This window comes from Enterobacter sp. 2VL (assembly GCF_005503595.1).
Taxonomy (GTDB): domain Bacteria; phylum Pseudomonadota; class Gammaproteobacteria; order Enterobacterales; family Enterobacteriaceae; genus Enterobacter; species Enterobacter cancerogenus.
On the sequence record NZ_SCNE01000004.1, the window covers coordinates 340,898 to 364,142 of the forward strand.

Consider the following 23,245-nt stretch of genomic DNA (forward strand, 5'->3'; position numbering starts at 1 on the left):
GAAGGCCTGGTGCATTCCACTGGCTGGCCCTTGCCAGCACTAAAGAAACTCATACTATGCAAAACAATCAACGATGGGAGTCAGACTGGTTTCTACAGTCACTCCTGAACAACCATATCGACAAACTGGTAGAGCGCTATTCTTGCCTGCGGGCATTCCGAACAGATCTGTTTTACCAGGATCATACCGCTAAGTATTTCCTGCAGGATCACCAGCAGCTCGAATGGGATATCCGAAAGCTGATGAACCGTATGATGCAACTCGAAGCGGTGGTCGGTTTCTTTTGGGTTATCGAATGGACAGAAGACCACCACTACCATGCTCATGTCGTGTTCTGGCTGGATGGTAGTAAAACTCAGAATACCTATACCTGGGCGCAGCAAGCCGGTTTGTACTGGAGCGATATCACTAACCGGGAAGGCTGGTATCACCGATGTGAGTTTAAAGAGCATTACGAGGCCAACATCAACATTCCGGTACGTTACAGCGATCCGGACAGTATCACCAACATCCGACAGGTACTGGCGTATATGACCAAAATTCAGCAGAAACATGGCCTGCTGCTGTACGGCTGCAATGAAGTCCCCGGGCGCCCAGCATCCGGGCGTCCACGCAGAATTGATTTCTGAGTATCACAGTTTTTACTCAAAAATCTCATAGAGTGATAACTATATAGCTATCCCCTTCTTAATCCCTTTAAACTATTGAACCGGATGGCGTCAGCCTGCCCTTTGGGGATGGCTAACGCCGTTCTACTGACATCTGATTATTCTTGATGACCTTTATCGCTCCCAATGATAATTATTGGTGCCAGAACAACCCAGACATCTCACTTGCGAGGAAAAACGCATTGAGTGAATATTGATTATCTATGAGATATTTGTGTCGGCCTAAAACAGACGATTAACGAGCGGTTGGAATGTATGCAAAAGCAAGCAGCAGATAATAAATTAAACCAAGGAAATAGGTATGGCATCCGCGTTAGGTTGGCTTGATCATGATGCAAACGCACAGGCCAAAACGTTAAATATTCTTGCGCTCTTTCAACAAAAAGAGAGCCGAGATGAGCTGGGTATCGGCACTATCAGAGATAGTTTTGCTGAACAACTATTTCCAGGAACCAGCACCATTCAAACCCGTTTACGTTACATGCTTTTTGTTCCATGGATCTATCAGCGTCTCGAAAATAAACGCATATCCGCTGCAAACTTTGGTACCCAGGCCGCCCGTGACGAAAGAGCCTTAATTATCCCCCTCTCCAAGCTCGAAGAAGATTCGGCCGGTACATTTGGTAAAAACTCACGCGAAAAGCTTAAACGTCTGCCCAGTTCCGTTTACTGGTCCGGGCTACGTCGCTGGGGTATTCGCGAGATTCTGTGGTCGCAGGAAGAATATCATCGACGTGTTGATGAACTTTATCGCTCACGCACGGAAATCAGTGAGCAGAAATATAAAGAAGAAAATCGTGGTGATATGGGCGACACCAGCTTGTACAAACCAGCCCAGAGCTGGCACTCCAGCCTGCCTGCGCCACCGCCCAATTTTCCTGATGATGCAACGTTTGCACTAACACGCCAGGAAGCCAGCTTTCTTCGCGACCGTATTCAATTGTCCTGCAAAGGCAGTCTGTTGGCTTGGCTGACGCTGCATAGCGAACCAGCAGATGTGAGTTCACCATGGGAACATCCGGATTACGCGAGGTTCCCAGATGAACTCAAGGAACTGCTAACCCACGCGCGGCTTTTTTCTTATACGATGCACGGCGCAGCCCTGCTTTATAACTATTTGCTCGCCAAAGAGCGTTCAGATAACGACCTTCTGTCTCAACACAATGACAACTTCGTCAACTGGTTTACTGCACTCCCACGCAAAGAAATCGGTACCTGGTCGCTCGGCCGTATGTGGGAACTCGCCGCCAAACCGGGCTATAGCATTAGCCTAAAAACCCGCCGCTTTGTGGAACAGTGGATTGCTCTTATCCGACAGTCCCCTGAGACATTACTCACCAGTAAAGAAGCCTGTGCTCTAATCCGTGCCCGCGAAATGACCCTCAAAGGCCCACGTTCGCGCTTCAAAAACAGACGCGCTCTGGAGCAATGGAGTGGATATGCCGGAACCCTGCGGCTGGTCTACCGCTGGCATAACGTCCAGATAATACTTAAGGATCTGGCGCACGGTCTCAGGAGAGAAGAATGCTAAACCCCAATAATCGCAGCTTATATACTTCGGCACTAACCTCTCCGCCCGGCATGGTGTTTGACGAAGCCATCGCCACCAGCTTCTCACTCGACCCGGTATTTTTACTGCAGGCGCCGGTCTATTTGGCGTTCACAGCGACTGACAGCAATCGTGCTCAGGATCCGCTATCCATTTTTGAAGCCATTCGTCGTTATTCCGAACGTATCACGGTGTACGTCCAAAAAGGGCGTATTCAAGTCCCAGCAAAGCTCAAGCCCAACCCCTTATTCGGCCTGCTTGAAGAGATGATTGTTGAATCAAAAGCCAAAGGCCACGGAGTCTTTCACCCAAAAATCTGGGCGATTCGTTTTATCAATCCTGAAACAGACGAAGTGATGTACCGGCTGGTCGTACTGAGTCGAAATTTAACCACCGATTCATCTTGGGACCTCTCTTTGCAACTGGACGGCTACCCCGTAAAACGTAAGCAAAGTGCCAATAAAACGCTGGTGCATTTATTCTCCGTACTGCCCAAACGGGCGACGGGAAAAATGGCGAAACATCGCCGGGCGCAGGCGCAGCGCTTTGCAGATGAACTGTTGTATGTGGAATGGGAATGTCCCGCAGGCTTTGATGAGGTTGCTTTTTTCCTGCCTGGCGAAGGATACGACTGGCAGCCACCCGAAGCGGATCGTGCGGTGGTTATCTCACCGTTTTGCACCGACGAGGCACTGCAACACATCGTGAAGCATTGCCAGCAAGCCGATGCGCTGATTTCACGCCCGGACACTCTGCTTACCTTGAGTGAAGAGACGCGCAGCCTTTTCACGCGTCAGCTTCACCTTGACGATGCCGCAGAAGAGCAAGCATCCGATGAGAGTACCCCTGACGACATCATCGCTTCCGGCCTGCATGCCAAAGCGTATCTGTTTGAAAATGGCCGGGACTGTGAGCTGGTTCTGGGTTCAGCAAATGCCACCAGCGCAGCGCTACTGGGGAAAACGAACTGCGAAATTTTAGTCTCGCTCAAAGGTAAGAAAAAGCACACGGGTACCATTGATGACCTTCTGAGCAGCGATGGAATGGAAAGCTATCTGCAAGATTTCGACCCTGCCCAGCCGTTTGAACCCGATGTCCTGCGTGTAGAAGCCGAGTCCCACGCTGAACAGGCACGTGCGTTGCTCGCCGACGCAGCATTGACTCTTCACTGTCACCCCGGTGAAAACAACCAAAGTTGGGCATTGTGGCTTGTTGGTGAAATTCCTGAGCTACCGGGTATCGTGCAGGCAACTGCGTGGCCCGTGACGGTAGCTGACGGACTTGGCTGTAGCCTGCTGGACCAGGCCGATGGGAATAAAAGAGCACTCGGTGAGTTTTCAGTCCCGGCCATTACCGGGCTTACAGCGTTTTCCCTCAAAACATCGCACCCGGATGTATCGATCAGATTCGTCCTCAATCTGCCGATTGATGCCTTGCCCCCCGATCGCCACGCAATGATTTTACAAAGCAGCATGCAGAAACAGGATTTTCTGCGTTATTTGTTGATGTTGATAGGCGAGGCGGGACAGCAATCCTTCTTTGCCGAAAACGCCTTTGGCGATGGCCATTTCTTTACAGGGCTTGCCAGTGGCGAAGAATTTGCTGTACTGGAAGAGCTGACGCGTATCTATAGCCGTGAGCCTGAACGCTTAAAAGATATCGCCGCGCTGATTGGCAATATGCGCAAAGGACAAAGCGACATGATTCCGCAAGATTTTCTTGCTTTGTGGGCCGTATTTGAATCAGCCATGGGAGGCCGAAATGGCCGATAAGCACCCCAGTATTATTGCCCCGCTCACGGGATTGAAAGATTTTCAGCAACGCACCGTGAATTATGTTTTTCAGCAATTTTATGGTGATAAACAGCAAAATCGCTTTCTGGTAGCCGATGAAGTGGGTCTGGGAAAAACGATGGTTGCGCGCGGCATCATCGCCAAAACCATCGAGCATTTACAGGATAAAGTCGGCAGTATCGACATCATTTATATCTGCTCAAATTCGGCTGTTGCGGCGCAGAATATTAAGCGCCTGAATGTCAGCAATGAGGAACAATTTTCGCACTCAACGCGCCTGACATTCCTGCCAAAACAGGTACGGTCTCTGCGCAAAAACAGAATCAATTTTATCAGCCTGACGCCAAACACCGCCCTCGATCACACCCGCAGCCGTGGCGGTCATAAAGAAGAGCGCGCGATCCTGTATCGTATTTTGTACGATTTGCCGTTGGCAAAAGGCGAGCGTCGTGAACGTTTACGCTTGGGTATGCTTAACCTGCTACAGGCAGCAGCAAGCCGGTCTGGCTGGCATTCCACAGTTGATCAGCTTTCTGTCGACGACATTGACAGGGAACTGGCAAAAGATTTTCGTAGCAAGGTGTTAGACGATGCCACACTGTACGCTCTGCTCAAGGAGGGGTGCGAGTATTTCGCCGACGACGACGAGGACAGCGAGACGCACCATTCTGAACTGCGCTACACCCTGATCAGCAAACTCAGAAGCAAACTGGCCGCAGTGTGCTTATCCGCTCTGCAGCCTGATCTGGTTATCCTTGATGAATTTCAGAGGTTTAAAGCCTTACTCGATGGTGATGATGAAGCCGCATTGCTGGCAAAAGCACTCTTTGAACACCCCGGAGTACGCGTGCTCTTACTCTCTGCAACTCCGTATAAAATGTTCACCCTCGATCAAGAAAGCGAAGAGGATAACCACTACGCCGACTTTATCCGCACATTGCAGTTTTTGTACAACGACGACAGTCAAATCAAGAATATTCAGCAGCATTTGCTCAATCACCGTACCGCTTTGCACGCCTCAGTAAACGCAGCGGAGACGAAAAAAGCTCTGGAAAACGCTTTATTACAGGTTATGTGCCGTACCGAACGGGTAACGATGACAAAAAAGTTAGATGCGATGACGAAGGAAGTCTCACAACCAGCCATGATTACGCCCGCCGATCTTTATCACGCGGCGGCGGTTGAGGGCGTCGCCATGGAAGTACAAGCTCGCGATGTCCTAGAATACTGGAAATCGATGCCTTATCTTTTCAATTTCCTGAAACATTACGAATTACGTACCCGTATGGATAAGGCACTGGAATCGCCTTCAGATGCATTGCGTAAACTCGTCAAATCAGCAAAACCACAGTTGCTGACGAAGGCAAAACTGGAGCGCTACCAGCCGCTTGATGCCGCCAACCCACGTATGAGGATGCTGTTTGAAGACACGCTGGATAAAGGCATGTGGCAGCTTTTGTGGATGCCTCCTTCTCTGCCTTATATGACACCAGACGGGGTGTATGCCAACAAAGACAACCTAACCAAAACGTTGGTTTTTTCCGCCTGGAGTGCAGTACCCAATGCGATTGCCACTGTCTGCTCTTATGAAGCCGAACGACGAATGATTGGCGCTGATCCCAAGATTCTGCACAGCCAGTTCAAGAAAAAAGTAAAACCGCTGCTCAATTTTGCGAAATCATCAAAAGATGGCCGTCTCAACGGGATGCCCGTTATCGCCTGGATGTTGCCGTCACCGACTCTCGCCTGCCATATCGATCCACTTGACATTGCTCGCCAGCATGCTGGCGAGCCGTTGAGTGTAAAGGCAGTAAGGGCGATTGCAACGGCGAAATGTGAAGCGCTGCTTGAGACACTGGGTAACGGTGAGCCGGGTGCGCGTGCGGACGAACGCTGGTACTGGGCAGCCCCGGCGTTACTGGATGCCCAAACTGAAACGCCAAATTGGTGGCATGGCGAACATTACTGGCACAACGGGCCAACGAAAAATGAGCCCGCCGAAAACTTCCAGGAACATATCAACCTGTTTGCCCGGATGGCAAATGGTGAGATCACCCTCGGCCCACGCCCTAACGATTTGGCCGAAGTTATCAGTGACTTAGCTCTTGCCAGCCCCGGTACGTGTGCCCTACGGGCGCTAAGCCGTATCGACACTGGCCTGGCAACCGATTCGGCAGAGATGTTGTCCGCCGCAGCACAGATCGCTTCTGGATTTCGTTCGCTCTACAACCTGGCAGAGAGCATTTCGCTTCTACGCGGCACAGGGGATGACACTTACTGGCGGCTGACGCTGCGTTATGGCATCGATGGCAACATTCAGGCCATGCTGGATGAGTATATTCATACGCTGCTGGAGTCAATGGGGTTGCAATATGAACCCGCCGAAGCGCAACTGGCGGCTATTGCATCCCGTATTCAGGCTGTGGTTTCACTGCGAACCACACAATTGAACGTTGATGAGCTCAAGACGAAAGGCGGTAATTATACTTGGAGCGATTTGTATACGCGGTGCCGCTTTGCCTTACGCTACGGCCAACTGCGGGACGACACGGATCAGGCCGTCGCTCATGCAGAGTCGGTAAAAGATGCGTTTAACTCCCCTTTTCACCCCTTTGTATTGGCTTCCACTTCAATCGGGCAAGAGGGACTCGATTTTCACACCTGGTGCCATGCGGTGATGCACTGGAATCTTCCATCAAACCCAGTCGATATGGAGCAGCGTGAAGGACGAGTACATCGTTATAAGGGCCATGCGGTAAGGAAGAATATTGCCGAGCATTATGGTTTGAGTGCACTTCATTCGCTGGCAGAACGTGCAGATCCATGGACACAGCTCTTCGCACTTGCGACAAGTCAGCGCAAAGCGGGACAGTCGGATTTGATTCCCTACTGGATTTTTGAAGAAGGAACCTCTCGCGTCGAGCGCCGTGTTCCCATGCTGCCCTACAGCAAAGAGAGCATTAAGTTTAAGCGGCTCAAGCGAGAACTGGCACTCTACCGGATTGTCTTCGGTCAGCCGCGCCAGGAAGACTTGCTGTTCGGCCTGAAACACAATGGCGATGAGTCTTTAACGGATTTAACACAGTGGCTCATTTCTCTTGAACCACCAAAGGTGTGATCCACTGAAGGTATCCGCCTCCTTTTGTAGCCATAAGGTTAGTTGGTCGGAGAGTTACCGATAAGGCTATCCCTTTATGATAGGATGTAACCTAACAAAACCAACCAAGCTAACTAACAGAATTTCATCATTAGAATTAGTAAGTTAAGGAATATGTATGCCAACTTTGGATTTTAAAGGTAAGCAGTTTGTTTATTCCCATCATCTGAGTGTACCTTTTCGCGAGTTAAAAGTAGAAACGGATAAATCTTTACCACTAGAAGGCAACTCACCTTCACTCGATGATAACCTGATCATCCACGGTGATAATCTAGAAGCCCTTAAAGCTTTGCTGCCAACCCATGCAGGTAAGGTGGACTGTATCTTTATCGATCCGCCTTACAACACGGGTAATGAAGGCTGGTGCTATAACGACAATGTACGCTCACCGCTCATGCAAGAATGGCTTAAAAAATCAGCAAATCCCGTAGATAAAGATGACTTAGAACGGCATGACAAATGGCTCTGTATGATGTGGCCTAGACTTTTATTGCTAAAGGAATTATTAGCTGAAGATGGAAGTATCTGGATTACTCTGGATGATAATGAAGCTCAAAGAGCTAAAGTACTTTTAGATGAAATATTCGGTGAACATTGTTTCATTGCATCTATCGCATGGCAATCAAGGTATTCAGTGTCAAATGACACCTCAATCTCAATGTCACATAACTATATTTTAGTTTACTCCAAAGCTCCGGATACTTGGAAGAAAATCAGAAATGAGGTAACACGTACAGAAAAACAGGGTCTTCAATACTCAAACCCAGACAATGATCCTGAAGGCCCCTGGAGAGCTATCCCTTGGGATGCTCCTAATATTAGGGAAAATCTTTCATATCCGATTGTTACCGAAAAAGGAACAACAAGATATCCACCAAAAGGTAGATGCTGGTCTCGAGAAGAATCTCAATGGTTAGACATTGTAGAAAAAGGTCTTGCATACTTTGGAAAAAATGGGGATGGAGCACCTTCTTACAAGCGCTATCTAAAAGATGCAGGAACAGTTGTTCCTACAACATGGTGGGAGCACGAGGACTCCGGTCATACTGATGAAGCCAGTAAGGAAATAACGGCCTTCGGTTTAGATGTACAGTTTGCAACCCCTAAGCCAAAAAGACTTTTAGCAAAAATTCTTCAGATTGCTACTAGAGAAAATAGTATTGTTTTGGATAGCTTTGCAGGTTCTGGAACAACAGCTCATGCTGTTCTCGAGGCTAATAAAAATGATGGTGGTAAAAGAAAATTCATTTTAGTTGAATGTGAGGATTATGCCGATACTTTAACAGCCGAACGCATTCGCCGTGTGATTAATGGTTATCCATTCAAAGGAAAACAAAAACAAGAACTACTTTCTGAAAAAATAACTTGGTCGGTATTTGAAAAGAAACATGCTGAGTTATTGGAAAAAATCGCTCATGTTGAAGCAAAACATAACCACGAATTCGATAAGATAAAAAAAGAACTGAAAGATGGAGTGCTAACTGTTACCGGCGAGCGAAAAGTGGATAAAAATGCACCCGGTATTGGTGGAAGCTTTACCTATTGTACCTTGGGCGAGCCCATTCAAATCGAAACGCTATTGACTGGCGAAAAAATGCCCTCATTTGATGCATTGGCACGTTATGTTTTCTATACCGCGACAGGACAATCATTAGAAGCTGTTGCGAAGGCCTCTGCTGATGGTTTTATCGGTGAAACAGACCTCTTCCGTATTCACTTATTCTACCGTCCTGAAAGTGAGTGGCTGCGCTCTAATGAAGCTGCACTTAACACTGACAAGGTTGAGATCATTACAAAAAATAATGCAACGAAAAAAAGAACTATCGTTTTTGCTGTCGCTAAATTTATGAGCCAAAAAGACTTAACTGAAAAACGTATTGAGTTTTGTCAGTTACCATACGCCATCCATCGGATTATGGGGGCATAACATGGAGTTAAAAGACTATCAAAATGGTGTTCTGGATAAGCTTGATTACTACCTGAAAACTCTGTCAGAAAGTAAAGAAGAAGCGGAAGATTTTGTTGCCTTTCAAAAAATGAAGGGTAAAGACGCACGCATAAACGACTACGCCAAAGACGCCTGGGAACAGCTGGTACAGGAACGCCGAATTGATTTACTTAAAGATAAAAGTGGCCATTTTGTGCCTGCGCCATATGTATCAAGGTTCGATGGTTTAGAACAGCCTATCCCTAATGTGTGCCTTAAAGTACCGACTGGTGGTGGTAAAACTTTATTAGGTGTGGCGGCGATTGAACGACTGCAAACTGACTTATTTACACAGCAAACGGGCATGGTACTTTGGGTGGTGCCGTCGGACGCCATATATAAGCAAACATGGAAGCAATTAGCCAATCGTGAGCATCCTTATCGGCAAATGCTGGAACGTGCTTCTGGTGGACGGGTCAAAATGCTCGAAAAGAACGATGCGTTTACAAAGCGAGACATTGACGAAAATCTTTGTGTAATGCTGTTAATGCTGCAATCCAGTGCACGCCAATCTAAAGAAACACTCCGTATGTTTCGTGATAGCGGTCGATTCACCACCTTTTTCCCTATTGAGGATGATACGACGGCTAATGAAGCATTACTGACTCGAATTCGCAATCTAGACTGTAACGACCTCTCTGATTATGGCTGGCAGGAAGGCATCGCGCCAGGATCTGTATCGGTGAAGCAGAGTTTAGGCAATGTATTACGGTTAGTCCGTCCAGTGATTATCATTGACGAAGGTCATAAGGCATACAGCGACACGGCTAGAGATACACTTTGCGGCTTTAATCCGAAGTTTATTCTTGAACTATCTGCTACCCCTAACGCAAACGGCAAACACCATTCGAATGTATTGGTCAACGTATCGGGGCAAGCCCTGAAAGATGAGCAAATGATTAAGTTGCCAATCAACTTAATTAATGAAGATAAAAGTGAGTGGAAGCACACTTTATTGCTCGCACACTCTAAGCTGAGTGAACTTGATCGCGATGCTCAGCAGTTTCAGAACGAAACAGGTCGTTATATTCGCCCTATCATGCTGATCCGTGTAGAGCGCACAGGTAAAGATCAGCGTGATTCGGCTTTTGTTCATGCTGAAGATGCGCGTGAGTATCTGATGGATAAGTTGGGCGTGAATGAAAATGAAATCCGCCTGAAAACTTCAGACAAGGACGAACTAGGTGATGATGATTTGCTCAGTGATATGTGCCCTGTGAAGTACATCATTACGAAAGATGCATTGCGTGAAGGCTGGGATTGCCCCTTCGCTTATGTGTTGACAGTGTTATCTAAGATGACTGCGAGAACTGCGATTACGCAAATGATTGGTCGGATACTGCGCCAGCCGCATGCGCGTTTAACGCAAAAACCAAGCTTAGATGAATGTTATGTCTATACCTTTGATCAAGACGTAATGAATGCCGTTGCCGGTGTTAAGGAAGGTTTAGAAGAAGAAGGTATGGGAGATGTGGCAAATCAGGTCAAAGCCTCTGAAGCTAATAAACCTACCACAGCTGTGACCAAAGAAATTTTATTGCTCAGAGAGCGTTTTCGCTCTTTACCTAAAGTATTTTTGCCGAGAGTTTTACATCGTGATAATCGTTGTAAAGACGGCTACAGATTATTTGATTACGAAAGAGACGTTTTAGGTGATATAGATTGGGAGTCTTTGTTATACCTGAATGCCGATAATTTTCAGTTAGTCAATGACAAGTTACAACGTACCATTGCTCGCATCGACTACAAAATGTCAAAAGATAACCAAGGTGAATTGGATTTAGCTGACCCAGTGCAAGAAAATATAGTGTTTGATGCCAGTGTGGGATTGGATATTTCCTATATGGTTCGCCAGCTTACTGATATTATCCCCAATCCGTGGCAAGCAATGCGGGTATTAACGCACACTTTAGACATTTTGCGTGATAATGGCGTCAGTGAAGAGTCGTTGTTCACCAATCGCCTTGAATTGCTCAAGGAAATGAAGCGTGATATTAAACAACAGGTTGTTCAATTGTCGGAACAAATCTTCAGGACCAAGTTGGAAAAGGAAGATATTTCTCTTCGATTACTCGCATCCGACAATGACAAACTAAATTGGGAACTGGCGCAAACGTTAGAAGTAAATGTCACGGAGCATGAGCAAGTGCTTCGTCGCAAAGAAGGTTCAGAGCTAGAAAGAAGCTTGTTTGAGAAAGTGTACCAAAATGGACTTAATAGCCTAGAGCGAGAAACCGCCTGGTATTTGGATAAACAAGAATCAGTGTACTGGTGGCATCGTATCGCGGTAAATCAACGCGAATATAGTCTTCAGGGCTGGCAGAAGCAGAAAGTTTACCCTGACTTATTGGTGTGTGTCGAAGAGCCTAGTTCAGGCAATTACCGTTTCTCAGTACTGGAGACCAAGGGCGAGCATTTGAAAGGGAATGATGACACTGAATACAAACGTCGCTTATTTGAATTGTTAACCGAACACGCCAAAACGGCGGTGGATGCGGGAGAGTTTACTTTGGAAGCAGCATCTGGTGGTATTTCATTCCGCATGCTCATGGAAAACAGCTGGTCGCAAGAAATTGCGTATGAATTGAAATAACTATCAAACCAGTTAAGGTTGTTCGGCCTTCACCCCTCACGCTCCTCCTTAAAAGAGGAGCGAAGCTCAAATGGGGTGTCAAGTTTATGAAGAGGCAGTTGAACCTGCCAATACCTTGGTCTACGAAACTGTAGCTGTCTGTAATTAAAATTGTGTAATCGAGTGTTAATGATATGTTCATTCCAGGCTGTTTTGTGCCATCAGAAACGAAAATTCTCATGCTGAAAAAGGACTACATCTGTGATATCAGCCCAAAAGAATTATGTTGCTTCGGCTGATATCTTACCTGGCGTTAGCAAAAAATATTTTTTGGCATTCCTCGCTAATTTTAACTAACTCCGGCCCGATGAAGCTCTCAGCCATCTTGACTATGCTTACAGAATTATAATCATCATTTACTAAGCGAAAATCCTTAAGATACCCTCTGTCGGCTACGGAATATGAATATTTCGCTCAGTGTTCTCAAACATCGCTCACTAGCTACAAATTGAGCGAAACTGAATAATCAATTTGTGCATAATCATTATCAGCGATGATTTCATATTTGGCGGCAGAATGTGCATCCAGCGAAGTTTTCCGAGGATGACGATAAGTCGCGTGATTCCCTGCAGAAAAAAATGCTTTGGCAAATACATTGCTTGATTTAAAAACACCAATACTACTGGCTTCATCACCATGATGTGGCACAACTACATAACTATATGATTTACAATATAATCTTGCAATATCCAAATTTTTATCCGTAACTATTTTAGAATAGACATAATCTGCGGGCAGCAATACTGTTTCTTTATTCGAATCAATAACAGAAATCAGCGCATGATTATTTTTTGTTTTTTCCGTACACGTCGGTTCGGTGCGATAGGCTTGCAGCTTACCGTTATTGAAATAAATGGTAATTGAGATGCAAGGTTTAACGATAGGATAGATATTTACATCTTTAACAAGCTCCGCAGGCATATTTGCTGGAACATAGAGATTATCAATTTTAGCCAAAATATTGCTATCCCAGGATAGCAACCTATGATGGTCGCTATCAAAATGCGAAAGAATCATTGAAACCTTTTTTAATCCATTTAGGTCAGCAATTAATTTATTGGAAGTTAAGGAGGCATATCCCAGCCGCTTGATTGGCGTACCAGCACCGCAGTCGAGTAAAAAACCTTCGCTATCATTGTGCAACAGAGAACACATCCCCTGCCCTACATGATAGGAATGCAAAGTTACATTACCCAACAAGCTGAACTCATAATTACCCGCGGGAAGAGATGGGCATCGAAAAAGAAAATTAAAGATAGTCTGATTATTATGGATAATATTATTGTATTGATGCACAAATGCTTGAGTATCTATCTAAAAATAAATCGGAGACTGTGCCATAGCAGTGTTTTCTTCTGGTAAAACATAAGTACGGTAATAATAAGACTGAGAGCGTTTAACCTCATGGAACGTTAAAAGTATATAACATTCACCACGATAAAATTTCTTGATGTGATGGGGAATGTAGGAATTACTGACAGGCTCATATCGACAGTAAATGTCTCAATATTTTCCGTATCTTCATGAATCGCTTCTCTAAAAAAACCGGCAAGTCGAATACAGCTTTCGCCCTCAATATAATCCATATCGATGTCTTCTTTATCTATCACACAGATAAGTGATTTTACGTCGTAATGTTCCTTCACCATTTCCATTCCTCATATGATCATTGCATTAAGTTAAACATTAAAAGTGTTTTCGCTGAGATACTTTAACGCAACTGCTAGCTTTATGAAGCTAACTTTCAGAATATCATACCGTCAATATAAATTTTTATTAAGGCAATATAAAATATTACACTCACTTCTCATAGAGCTAATGAGATGGTAGATAACTAGACGCTATCGCAATTAAATCGATAGGTTTTAACACCGTATAAACCGTTGCAGCCTGAGAAATCCACACAAAATTGGGATGAAAAAAGACAGGCATAGACTTTAGTGACCAGAAAGATGTCCTATCCATATTCAGCAATATCATCGCCACGTTTACAGACTGGTTATCCCTGTGCGCCATTACAATGAACTGAAGCAGTTATCCATGTATCATTAAATCTTGAGCATGGTTTTCAACGCACCTTCCTAACCGAATCAGGGCTCACAAGCAGGCCTCTCTTACAGCCTGCTCATTTATGACAATTTTAACCAGTCGTTAGTTTCCCAAAATCAAACGGACTCACCCCCTTCTCACGGTTAGCATCCAGATAATCCGCCCACCACTGCAACATCAACCTACGCTCCCCAAGATGTTCTGCCTTATGAATGTAAGCCGCACGCACAGAGTTACGTTCCTGATGACTCATCTGCCGCTCTACCGCATCCCTCGACCATAACCCAGACTCAATCAATGAACTACAGGCCATGGTTCTGAAGCCATGCCCACAAACCTCAACCTTCGTATCATAGCCCATCACTCGCAGAGCCTTGTTAACCGTATTCTCACTCATCGGCTTACGTGGATCGTGATCGCCCAAAAAGATCAGCTCTCGGTTTCCATTCATGGTTTTAATCTTTTCCAAAATAGCTAAGGCCTGACGCGACAAAGGAACAAGATGAGGAGTCCGCATCTTCGAACCACGCTGAGAATGTTTAACACCTTCCAGCGGCTCACGCTCTCCTGGTATCGTCCACATGGCCGTTTCAAAATCCACTTCTGACCAGCGAGCAAAACGCAGCTCGCTTGAACGGATGAAAACCAACAAAGTGAGTTCAAGCGCCAGTCGGGTTAACGGCCTGCCGGAGTAATGATCAATGCGGTGAAGTAATTCAGGAATGCGGTTAAGTTCTAATGCAGCACGGTGCTGTCTTTTCGCCGTAGCAACCGCACCGGCAATCTCTTGCGCGGGGTTGTAGTCGATTAAGCCGCTCTGAACGGCAAAGCGCATAATCGCGGTAGTACGCTGCTGTAAACGGGCAGCGACTTCGAGACGCCCTGATGACTCTACGGCTTTAATGGGTACAAGCAGATCCCTTGTCTTCAATTCAGCAATGTTCCGCTTACCGATAGCAGCAAAGAGATTATCTTCGAGGCTTTTCAATACACGAGCGCTATGCGATGTCGACCATTTCTGATTACTGGCGTGCCATTCTCTGGCAACCACTTCAAACGTTATTGCCTCTTGCTCCTGCTCTACCTTAACGGCTTTCTTGTTCTCACTGGGATCGACGCCATTAGCTAACAACCTCCTGGCTTCATCCCGGCGCGCCCTGGCATCCGCAAGCGATACTTCGGGGTATTTACCAAGCGCCAGCATCTTCTCTTTTCCACCAAAGCGATAACGAAGCCGCCAGTATTTGGAACCGTTAGGGTGAACCAGCAAAACCATGCCTTCACCGTCGGTCAGCTTATAGGCTTTTGCTTCAGGCTTAGCCGAACGAACCTTCACATCACTCAGAGCCATGATGAGTATCCTTTCAAGGGTCCTGTGTGGGTACAAACATTATCGAACCGGGATATACCCGCAGTTGTACCCGCATCAGTAAGTTGATGTAAATTGAATCAGGTTGACTTAGGTTGAGTGAAAAAGCGAGTAACGCCTTGCGGATACTGGATTTCAGGCACAAAAAAAGACGTCCGTTGACGTCTATTGATGTTCCGATGGTGCCGAAGGCCGGACTCGAACCGGCACGTATTTCTACGGTTGATTTTGAATCAACTGCGTCTACCGATTTCGCCACTTCGGCACTGAAGGGGATGCGGAAACGTTGTGGATTATACCTGTCGCGCGCCGCCATGCAAGCGACGTCGCGCTAAACCCACGCTAAGTGCCCAAAAAACCAGCGCCCTTTGTTACTCCAGCTCAGACACCGCGAGGCGAATCACCCCTGCAGCCTTCTGCTCCGGCAGCTTCAGCACCTTCGCCCACATCTCCTGCACCATGTCACAGGAGAGCTTCTCTTTGCCCACCGCCTTCTCCGGCATCTGCAGCAGCTGGATGTCCTCACCGTACTTATCGGCAAGATCTTTCATAATCGGCCGCACGTCAGCGACAGCCGTTTCACGTTCTGCCTGGGTCACGGTGTGGTGATTTTTGCCGTAGGCGGCGCGCATCATGTCGGCGTCGGCCTGCATGCGTCGGGACATCATCTCTTTATCAAGCATGCGCATCGGGTTGATGCCGCCCTTCACCGCCGGATAGAGGAAGCGGAAACAGGCGTCGTCGCTCACCTTCTGGATAGCGGCGGTCTGCTCCATATTGATGGTCATATAGTTCACCACGCTGGCATCCGGCGCGTTTTGCAGACGCCTCATCTGCAGATGCAGGATCTGCGGCTGGATGGTGTCGATAATCTGCTGCTCCGGTTCACCGGCTTTTTGCAGGGCGGCAATCTGATCAAGAATGCGCTGATGCAGCACGGGTTCCTGCTCCTTGATCACCTGCCAGGCGGGCATCTCGTTCAGGGTGGCGTTTAACTGCTGTTCAGCGCTCTGCTGCTGCTTGTCGAAGAACACCCAGAACGCCACAGCGGCAGCCACGACAACAACAACGACGGTACCGATCCACGTTTTTTTCATCTCGCATCCTTATCCTTTAGCTCAGCCGGTTTACACCGGCACGCCGCTGTGGAAGCGAAACTCGTTATCCGGTGTCGTGATAAGTGTGGCTTCAATTTCACCAAAATGCTGTATGCGCGGTGAGATATCGTTATCACTCACCTGTTGGGCAAGTGCCAGATAGTCCTGATAATGCCGCGCTTCGGAGCGCAGCAGCGAGAGATAGAACTTCTGCAGATCGTCGTCGAGGAACGGGGCCAGCGCGGCAAAGCGTTCGCAGGAGCGGGCTTCAATGTAGGCCCCGCAGATAAGCTTGTCGATCAGCGTCAGCGGTTCGTGGGTGCGTACTTCTTTCAGCATCCCTTTGGCGTAGCGGCTGGCGGTAATTTTGACGTACGGAATGTTGCGGGCCAGCATCGCCTCGCGCACCTGCCAGAAGTGGTGCAGCTCCTCTTTGATCAGCAGCACCATGCTGTCGATGAGCGCCTGTCCCCACGGGTCGTCGGTTTTGGGCATTACGCTTTTGCCAATCTGCTTGTGCATGGCGATGAAATCGGGTTCCGGGCCGTCGCGGAAGGTGAACAGTTCGTAGGGTTTGAGCCAGTCGAGCAACGCGTCAGCCCCGCTTTCGTCGGCGACGTATTTGCGCACCAGCAACAACGCGGTCTGGGCGGCCTTCAGCTCGCACACCATGTGATCGGTGAGGAGCAGCGGCAGGTTTGCCGGGTCGCGGGCTTTATCAATCCATGCTTGCGGGGTCGGGCACTGGAGGAAGTTGAGTACCGGGGCGAGTATCTGCGGGTAATCCATGGTTCTGCCTTGAAAAAAGCGGTGGCACGCGCCACCGCCTGAAACGCTTAGTGACGCACGCCGTCGTCGTCTTCGTCGATGTAATCTTCGTCGTCGCCTTCTTCGCCCTCTTCACCGTTCGGATCTTCGAAGTAGGTTCCCCATCCGTCGTACTCCACCTCAAACTTCTCAGCCAGGTTCATCAGCTGTTCTACCTGGGCGTCGATCAGCTCTGCCTTCAGCGCGCCTTCGCTCAGAATATCGCAGCAGATGACGGTGTCGCCCTCTTCCACTTCCAGCTCTTCCGGCTCGGTCACTTCGTAACCCAGTTTGAAGGCTTCAACCGCCATTTTTTCCAGCGCGTCGAAATCGTCAGCAGAGAAATGGTGCTCGATGGTGTACAGCGCGTCCGGATCGCTACCGTCTTCCAGCAGTTCTTCAATAATCAGGCGCGTCTCTTCGCGTTGCTCTTCCAGGTGTTCCGGGTTTGCCATGGCTCAATCCTCTTTAAAGTGCGGCAGATACTTCTATTTTCACACACGGACGTGTTTGCCTCCACCTTTGTAAGAAAGATTTGTGAAACAGGGTTGCAAATGAATAATTACACATATAAAGTGAATTTTAATTCAATAAGTGGCATTTGCCATGCGAGGATAAAATGTCCGATTTGTACAAAAAACACTTTCTGAAATTGCTCGATTTTACCCCTGCACAGTTCACTTCTCTGCTGACCCTTGCCGCACAGCTCAAAGCCGATAAAAAAAAGGGCAAGGAAGTACAAAAGCTTACCGGTAAAAACATCGCGCTCATCTTCGAAAAAGACTCGACCCGTACACGTTGCTCTTTCGAAGTTGCCGCATTTGACCAGGGCGCACGCGTTACGTATTTAGGGCCGAGCGGCAGCCAAATTGGGCATAAAGAGTCAATTAAGGATACCGCGCGCGTGCTTGGGCGGATGTACGACGGCATTCAGTACCGCGGTCACGGTCAGGACGTGGTCGAAACGCTGGCGCAATATGCCGGCGTGCCGGTGTGGAACGGGCTGACCAACGAGTTCCACCCGACGCAGCTGCTGGCGGACCTGCTCACCATGCAGGAGCACCTGCCGGGCAAGGCATTCAACGAGATGACGCTGGTCTATGCGGGCGATGCGCGCAACAACATGGGCAACTCGATGCTGGAAGCGGCAGCGTTGACCGGGCTGGATCTGCGTCTGGTGGCCCCGAAAGCCTGCTGGCCGGAAGCGAGCCTGGTGGCGGAGTGCAGCGCGCTGGCAGAGAAGCACGGCGGGAAGATCACCCTGACGGAAGATGTGGTGGCAGGCGTGAAGGGCGCAGACTTTATCTATACCGACGTGTGGGTGTCGATGGGCGAGCCGAAAGAGAAGTGGGCGGAGCGGATTGCGCTGCTGCGCGGCTATCAGGTGAATGCGCAGATGATGGCGCTGACCGGCAACCCGGACGTGAAGTTCCTGCACTGTCTGCCCGCGTTCCATGACGACCAGACCACGCTCGGCAAGCAGATGGCGAAAGAGTTCGATCTGCACGGCGGGATGGAGGTGACGGACGAGGTGTTTGAGTCACCGGCGAGTATCGTGTTTGATCAGGCGGAAAACCGGATGCATACGATTAAGGCGGTGATGGTGGCGACGCTTGGGGAGTGATAATCCCCTCACCCCGGCCCTCTCCCCAAAGGGGCGAGGGGGTAAAGACGGCTCGGTGCAGTCCCCTCTCCCCTGTGGGGAGAGGGTTAGGGTGAGGGGTAAAGGTCACTCCACCAGCATCTTCACAACAACCTTACGCACCTGCGCAGGCGCCCCCACCGCACACAGCGGCTTGTGCACTTCGCCCGGCCAGAACACCACAAAATCCCCTTCGCTGAGCACCACGGTTTTCTCCTGCTCGCCCTCGGGCAGAAAGGCGATGTCTTTATCCGCCAGCCAGTCGGTGTCCGGCGTGCCGTGCGGCAGTGTGCTAAAGGTCATCCCCTCCTGGCCTTTGAGGACGATCTGAATATCCAGATAGCGCGCGTGATACTCGGCGCGGCGTTCGGCGTACGGCTGGGTCATGTCCTCTGAGACAAGGTAAAACAGGCTGTTGCCGTCAATATCGTGCTTGCCGGTCGGGGTTGCGTCGGTGACGTGTGCCTTAACGTGTTCGATAGCCTGACGCAGCTCTTCGGCCAGCCAGGGTTGCAGATGGTGGATGTTGCCAATAATCATGTTTAAACCCTCAATATAAAACAGTGTTTCATTTTAATCTTTTATACGAGAATTCAGACTGCCATACCACCCCTTTTTAAACGAGATTTGCGCGAACGCATGTTTATCGGGAATTGTGTTAAATATTTGTATGTCGCCCGCAGGCAATTATGCAGAGGTTATGCATAACCCCTGCCCGGCGCGATCGCACTAAAAACTTAACCAACTGAATTTAAATGATTAATAACAAAACTCCGTGTCGCCTCACACTTTACTCTTTTGGTTATGTGCTGAAAAATTCAATAATTATTTATGGATTTTCCTTAAGTCAAAAATAGATAATTGTGAATAATGCATAGCCATTCTCACCCCTGATTAAAATCCTTTTAAATCAGCATGATATCTAATTATTTCAAAAGATTGCCATCTACAAATTAATAACAACCTCGAATAAAGCCAATAGATCATGCTTAGCTATTCATCCGCAAATAATAGCCAATTAATCATTATCTGATTCGAATCATGCAATTGAATACAAACCGCGTAATATCGCTTTTCGCGTGAGCAATATCACATTAACGATTATTCAACCGCTTAGTATGAATCTCGAAATCAATTGAGCTTAGCCGCCATGGAGTTAATTACACCGCATGGCGCATGCCCTTTTTATTCTGAAAAAACGGTTTAAGGAATAATTATGGAAAAGCATTACGTCGGTTCTGAAATTGGTCAATTGCGTAGCGTTATGCTGCACCGCCCAAATTTAAGCCTGAAACGGTTAACGCCGTCGAACTGTCAGGAGCTGTTATTCGACGATGTTCTGTCGGTCGAGCGGGCGGGTGAGGAGCATGACATCTTCGCAAACACGCTGCGTGAGCAGGGTGTGGAAGTCCTGCTGTTGACCGACCTTCTTACTCAAACGCTTGATATTGCAGAAGCAAAAGCGTGGCTGCTGGAGACGCAAATCTCCGATTACCGCCTTGGGCCCACATTTGCCACCGACGTGCGCGGCTGGCTGGCAGATATGCCGCACCGCGAGCTGGCGCGTCGCTTAAGCGGCGGATTAACCTACGGCGAAATTCCTGCCGCGATTAAAAATATGGTGGTCGATACCCATACGGCGAATGATTTTATTATGAAACCGCTGCCCAACCATTTATTTACCCGCGACACCTCCTGCTGGATTTATAACGGCGTATCAATTAACCCAATGGCTAAACCGGCACGTCAGCGTGAAACCAATAACCTGCGGGCAATATATCGCTGGCACCCGGCGTTTGCCGACGGCGATTTTATTAAATACTTCGGCGACGAAAATATTAATTACGACCACGCCACCTTAGAAGGCGGTGATGTGCTGGTGATTGGCCGCGGGGCGGTATTAATCGGATTGTCTGAACGCACCACGCCGCAGGGGGTCGAGTTCCTCGCGAACAGTTTATTCCAGCATCGTCAGGCCGAGCGGGTGATCGCCGTTGAACTGCCGAAACACCGCTCCTGCATGCACCTCGACACCGTCATGACCCACATCGACGTGGACACCTTCTCCGTCTACCCGGAAGTGGTGCGCAAAGATGCCCAGTGCTGGACGCTCACCCCGGACGGACGCGGCGGCCTGCTGCGCACCCAGGAAACCGACCTGCTGCACGCCATCGAAAAAGCCCTCGGCATTAACCAGGTGCGCCTGATCACCACCGGCGGCGATGCCTTTGAAGCCGAACGCGAGCAGTGGAACGACGCCAACAACGTCCTGACCATCCGCCCGGGCGTAGTGATCGGCTACGAGCGCAACATCTGGACTAACGAGAAGTACGACAAAGCCGGGATAACCGTACTGCCTATCCCGGGCGACGAACTGGGACGCGGACGCGGCGGCGCACGCTGCATGAGCTGCCCGCTGGAACGTGACGGGATTTAAAGGAGCCACTATGGAACGTAAACCCACTCTGGTTGTGGCCCTCGGCGGCAACGCGCTGCTCAAGCGCGGCGAGCCGCTGGAAGCGGAGATCCAGCGCCAGAACATCGAACTCGCGTCCCGCACCATCGCCGGGCTGACGGCGCAGTGGCACGTGGTGCTGGTGCACGGCAACGGGCCGCAGGTCGGGCTGCTGGCGCTGCAAAACAGCGCCTACGACAAAGTTACCCCCTACCCGCTCGACATCCTCGGCGCGGAAAGCCAGGGGATGATCGGCTACATGCTCCAGCAGGCGCTGAAAAACAATCTGCCCCAGCGCGAGGTGAGCGTGCTGCTTACCCAGGTGGAGGTGGACCCCGCCGACCCGGCGTTTACCAACCCGACCAAGTACATCGGCCCGATCTACACCGACGCGCAGGCGAAGGCGCTGGCGGCAGAAAAAGGCTGGATATTCAAGGCCGACGGCAGCGCATTCCGCCGCGTGGTGCCTTCCCCGCAGCCGAAACGCATCGTTGAGAGCGATGCCATCACGGCGCTGATCCAGCGCGACCATCTGGTGATCTGCAACGGCGGCGGCGGTGTACCGGTCGTGGAAAACGCCAACGGCTACCGCGGCATTGAGGCGGTGATCGACAAAGACCTTTCCGCCGCGCTGCTGGCGCGCCAGATAGAGGCCGATGCCCTGCTGATCCTCACCGATGCTGACGCGGTTTACCTCGACTGGGGCAAACCAACACAGCGTCCGCTGGCACAGGTCACGCCGGCGTTACTGAACGATATGCAGTTCGACGCCGGATCGATGGGGCCGAAAGTGGCCGCCTGCCGCGAGTTCGTTGAAGCCTGCGGCGGCATCGCCGGGATCGGCGCCCTGGCCGACGGGGCAGAGATTCTGGCGGGCGAGAAAGGCACGTTGATTCGTAACTGAGACGTTTTCCCCCTCACCCTAACCCTCTCCCTCAGGGAGAGGGAATATAACCGCCGGGGTGAGGGCAACAGACAGCTAAATTTCAAAAAGGATTTACCCATGACCATCAACCTGAAAAACCGCAACTTTCTGAAACTGCTGGACTTCACCCCCGCCGAGATCCAGTACCTGATCGACCTTGCCATCGAGCTTAAGGCCGCCAAAAAAGCCGGACGCGAAAAGCAGACGTTAGTCGGCAAAAACATCGCCCTAATCTTTGAAAAAACCTCCACCCGCACCCGCTGCGCGTTTGAAGTGGGCGCATTTGACCAGGGCGCGCAGGTGACTTACCTCGGCCCAAGCGGATCACAGATTGGCCATAAAGAGTCGATGAAAGACACCGCCCGCGTGCTGGGACGCATGTATGACGGCATCGAATATCGCGGCTTCGGCCAGGCGATTGTGGAAGAGCTGGGCGAGTACGCGGGCGTGCCGGTGTGGAACGGCCTGACCGATGAGTTCCACCCGACGCAGATCCTCGCCGACCTGATGACCATGCTGGAGCACGCTCCGGGCAAAACCCTGCCGGAGCTGAGCTTTGCCTACCTGGGCGACGCGCGCAACAACATGGGCAACTCGCTGATGGTCGGCGCGGCCAAAATGGGGATGGATATTCGCCTGGTCGCACCGAAATCCTTCTGGCCAGAGGCCGGGCTGGTTGAGCAGTGCCGGGCCATCGCCAAAGAGACCGGGGCGCGCATCACGCTGACCGACGACGTGGAAGAAGGCGTGCAGGGCACCGATTTCCTCTACACCGACGTGTGGGTGTCGATGGGCGAGCCGAAAGAGGCCTGGGCCGAGCGCGTCAGCCTGATGACGCCGTACCAAATCAACGCCAACGTGATGAAGGCCACCGGCAACCCGAACGTGAAGTTCATGCACTGCCTGCCGGCGTTCCACAACGAGCACACCAAAGTGGGCCGCGAAATCGAGATGGCCTACGGCCTGAAGGGGCTGGAAGTGACGGAAGAGGTCTTTGAGTCCCCGAACTCCATCGTCTTCGACGAAGCAGAGAACCGCATGCACACCATTAAAGCGGTCATGGTGGCGACACTCGGCGACTAATCACCGCCCGGCGCACCGCGGGTGCGCCGGGT

The 23,245-nt window shown here is 49.7% G+C and carries 18 protein-coding genes and 1 tRNA gene; 11 read left to right on the forward strand and 8 right to left on the reverse strand.

What is annotated here, in order from left to right; translation table 11 throughout:
* The first annotated feature begins 56 nt into the window (after positions 1-56).
* The 6 genes from FFS28_RS12445 (at position 57) to FFS28_RS12470 (ending at position 11,747) form a co-directional block, all read left to right on the forward strand.
* Positions 57-629, forward strand: a complete 573-nt coding sequence (locus FFS28_RS12445; protein WP_111967144.1) for a YagK/YfjJ domain-containing protein — start codon at positions 57-59, stop codon at positions 627-629.
* A gap of 340 nt (positions 630-969) precedes the next feature.
* Entirely contained in the window at positions 970-2,199 is a 1,230-nt protein-coding gene (locus tag FFS28_RS12450) for a DUF6361 family protein (RefSeq protein WP_137849688.1), read from the forward strand.
* Complete coding sequence (locus FFS28_RS12455) at positions 2,193-3,989, forward strand: phospholipase D family protein (protein WP_137849689.1); 1,797 nt, start codon at positions 2,193-2,195, stop codon at positions 3,987-3,989. The genes FFS28_RS12450 and FFS28_RS12455 overlap by 7 nt, the downstream gene beginning before the upstream one ends.
* Positions 3,979-7,128: a helicase-related protein gene (locus FFS28_RS12460; RefSeq protein ID WP_137849690.1), complete on the forward strand. Its 3,150-nt coding sequence runs from the start codon at positions 3,979-3,981 to the stop codon at positions 7,126-7,128. Before FFS28_RS12455 ends, FFS28_RS12460 begins: the two co-directional genes overlap by 11 nt.
* A gap of 157 nt (positions 7,129-7,285) precedes the next feature.
* The gene (locus FFS28_RS12465) at positions 7,286-9,094 is read left to right on the forward strand and encodes a site-specific DNA-methyltransferase (protein ID WP_137849691.1); all 1,809 of its coding nucleotides are present in this window, start codon (positions 7,286-7,288) and stop codon (positions 9,092-9,094) included.
* 1 nt (position 9,095) lies between these two features.
* The gene (locus FFS28_RS12470) at positions 9,096-11,747 is read left to right on the forward strand and encodes a DEAD/DEAH box helicase (RefSeq protein ID WP_137849692.1); all 2,652 of its coding nucleotides are present in this window, start codon (positions 9,096-9,098) and stop codon (positions 11,745-11,747) included.
* A gap of 480 nt (positions 11,748-12,227) precedes the next feature.
* Here FFS28_RS12470 and FFS28_RS12475 read toward each other — a convergent pair whose 3' ends face one another.
* The 7 genes from FFS28_RS12475 to rraB form a co-directional block, all read right to left on the reverse strand.
* Positions 12,228-12,986: a ComEC/Rec2 family competence protein gene (locus FFS28_RS12475; RefSeq protein ID WP_137849693.1), complete on the reverse strand. Its 759-nt coding sequence runs from the start codon at positions 12,984-12,986 to the stop codon at positions 12,228-12,230.
* Between the two features lie 212 nt (positions 12,987-13,198).
* Positions 13,199-13,435 carry a hypothetical protein gene (locus FFS28_RS12480; RefSeq protein ID WP_137849694.1) on the reverse strand — a complete coding sequence of 79 codons (237 nt, stop codon included), beginning with the start codon at positions 13,433-13,435 and terminating at the stop codon, positions 13,199-13,201.
* Positions 13,436-13,926: 491 nt separating this feature from the next.
* On the reverse strand, positions 13,927-15,186 hold the full coding sequence (locus tag FFS28_RS12485) for a tyrosine-type recombinase/integrase (RefSeq protein WP_137849695.1): 1,260 nt from the start codon (positions 15,184-15,186) through the stop codon (positions 13,927-13,929).
* Positions 15,187-15,384: 198 nt separating this feature from the next.
* A tRNA-Leu gene (locus tag FFS28_RS12490) sits at positions 15,385-15,469 on the reverse strand.
* Between the two features lie 106 nt (positions 15,470-15,575).
* Positions 15,576-16,301 (reverse strand): topoisomerase II, encoded by a 726-nt coding sequence (locus FFS28_RS12495; RefSeq protein ID WP_137849696.1) that lies wholly within the window; start codon positions 16,299-16,301, stop codon positions 15,576-15,578.
* A gap of 30 nt (positions 16,302-16,331) precedes the next feature.
* Positions 16,332-17,090: a tRNA isopentenyl-2-thiomethyl-A-37 hydroxylase MiaE gene (miaE, locus tag FFS28_RS12500; RefSeq protein WP_137849697.1), complete on the reverse strand. Its 759-nt coding sequence runs from the start codon at positions 17,088-17,090 to the stop codon at positions 16,332-16,334.
* Between the two features lie 47 nt (positions 17,091-17,137).
* On the reverse strand, positions 17,138-17,563 hold the full coding sequence (gene rraB / locus FFS28_RS12505) for a ribonuclease E inhibitor RraB (protein WP_137272908.1): 426 nt from the start codon (positions 17,561-17,563) through the stop codon (positions 17,138-17,140).
* Between the two features lie 99 nt (positions 17,564-17,662).
* Between rraB and argL the strand changes: the two genes are divergently transcribed.
* Both argL and argF (FFS28_RS12510) read left to right on the forward strand, forming a co-directional pair.
* The gene (argL, locus tag FFS28_RS21735) at positions 17,663-17,758 is read left to right on the forward strand and encodes a putative translational regulatory protein ArgL (RefSeq protein WP_212743975.1); all 96 of its coding nucleotides are present in this window, start codon (positions 17,663-17,665) and stop codon (positions 17,756-17,758) included.
* Entirely contained in the window at positions 17,728-18,732 is a 1,005-nt protein-coding gene (gene argF, locus FFS28_RS12510) for an ornithine carbamoyltransferase (RefSeq protein ID WP_137849698.1), read from the forward strand. Before argL ends, argF (FFS28_RS12510) begins: the two co-directional genes overlap by 31 nt.
* Before the next feature lie 105 nt (positions 18,733-18,837).
* Here the strand turns inward: argF (FFS28_RS12510) and FFS28_RS12515 are convergent, their stop codons facing one another.
* Positions 18,838-19,290, reverse strand: a complete 453-nt coding sequence (locus FFS28_RS12515; RefSeq protein WP_102892093.1) for a YhcH/YjgK/YiaL family protein — start codon at positions 19,288-19,290, stop codon at positions 18,838-18,840.
* Positions 19,291-19,966: 676 nt separating this feature from the next.
* Between FFS28_RS12515 and arcA the strand changes: the two genes are divergently transcribed.
* The 3 genes from arcA to argF (FFS28_RS12530) all read left to right on the forward strand — a co-directional run bounded on the left by arcA (position 19,967) and on the right by argF (FFS28_RS12530) (position 23,213).
* On the forward strand, positions 19,967-21,187 hold the full coding sequence (arcA, locus tag FFS28_RS12520; RefSeq protein WP_006174237.1) for an arginine deiminase: 1,221 nt from the start codon (positions 19,967-19,969) through the stop codon (positions 21,185-21,187).
* A gap of 10 nt (positions 21,188-21,197) precedes the next feature.
* Entirely contained in the window at positions 21,198-22,109 is a 912-nt protein-coding gene (gene arcC / locus FFS28_RS12525; protein ID WP_137849699.1) for a carbamate kinase, read from the forward strand.
* A 99-nt stretch (positions 22,110-22,208) separates the two neighbouring features.
* The gene (argF, locus tag FFS28_RS12530; RefSeq protein WP_006179093.1) at positions 22,209-23,213 is read left to right on the forward strand and encodes an ornithine carbamoyltransferase; all 1,005 of its coding nucleotides are present in this window, start codon (positions 22,209-22,211) and stop codon (positions 23,211-23,213) included.
* Positions 23,214-23,245: the final 32 nt, after the last annotated feature.